The 1,112-nt window shown below is 65.9% G+C and carries 1 protein-coding gene; it reads right to left on the minus strand.

From position 1 onward, the window contains the following. A partial coding sequence (locus tag E7Z54_RS02890) for an IS481 family transposase (protein WP_136431506.1) occupies nt 1-1,006 on the minus strand: 1,006 nt, incomplete at its 3' end. Nucleotides 1,007-1,112 lie beyond the last annotated feature (106 nt).

The following is a 1,112-nucleotide window of genomic DNA, read 5'->3' on the forward strand; positions in this document are numbered from 1 at the left end:
TGTGATGCCCAGCCAGGTTGTTCAACCTGGTGATGGGCGCCGCCTGCCCGATCGCTGAGTGGGGCCGGTGGTGGTTGTACTCGTGGACCCATGCTGGCAGAGCCGCGAGCCGGGCTGACTCGGAGTTGTAGAACTTCTTGAACGCCCAGCCCTCGGCCAATGTGCGGTGAAAGCGCTCGATCTTCCCGTTGGTCTGCGGACGGTAAGGGCGGGTCCTCTTCGGCGTGATGCCCAGGTCCGTGCAGGTGTCTCGCCAGAGATGGGACTTGTAGCAGCTGCCGTTGTCGCTGAGCACGCGCTTGACGATGACCCCGCGTTCGGCGAACCACGCGACCGCGTTGCGGAGGACGTCGGTCGCGGTCTCCTTGGTCTCGTCGTTGCGTGCTTCGACATAGGCGACGCGGGAATAGTCATCGATCACGGTGTGCAGGTAGCAGATGCCGATCAGCGGGTTGCGCCACTTGTTGCGTGGTGTGCCGGTCCGCTCGACCGTCGCCGTCTTGTTCTTCAGGCCTTGCTGACGGCCGACGTAGCGCCAACCACCGCCGTCAGGGACCTTGCCGAGCTTCTTGACGTCGACGTGGATCAGGTCGCCCGGTGCTTCATGCTCGTAGCGGCGGATCGGCTCACCGGTAGCTCGGTCGATGTGGGACAGGCGGTTGATCCGACACCGCACCAGCACGGCGTGAACGGTCGAGGAGGCCATGCCGAGCCGGTCGGCGATCTCGACCGGGCCGAGTCGCTGCTTCCAACGCAGGTGCACGATCTTGCGCACTACGGGTGCCGGCGTCCGATTCGGCTGGTTCCGTGGCGCCGAAGACCGGTCGATCATCCCTGCCGGGCCTTCGCGGCGGTAGCGGTCAGCCCACTTCTTCGCCGTGCGCCAGGAGACGTCGTAGCGCTCGGCGGCACGAGCTGGCGGCCAGCCGTGGTCGACAATGAGCCGCGCGAGGCTGAGTCGGGCGCGGGGGGTCAGAGCTGCGTTGGCGTGGGTAGCGTGGGACACGAAGGCCTCCTGGGTGACGGAGCGGTTCCTAGACAGCTCCACTCCACACCGGGGAGGCCTTCGTCCATCTACAGATCAGACCGTGTCGTCGCAGGATCTCGACCAA

It is taken from the genome of Nocardioides sp. (assembly GCF_004803405.1).
GTDB lineage: Bacteria > Actinomycetota > Actinomycetes > Propionibacteriales > Nocardioidaceae > Nocardioides > Nocardioides vastitatis.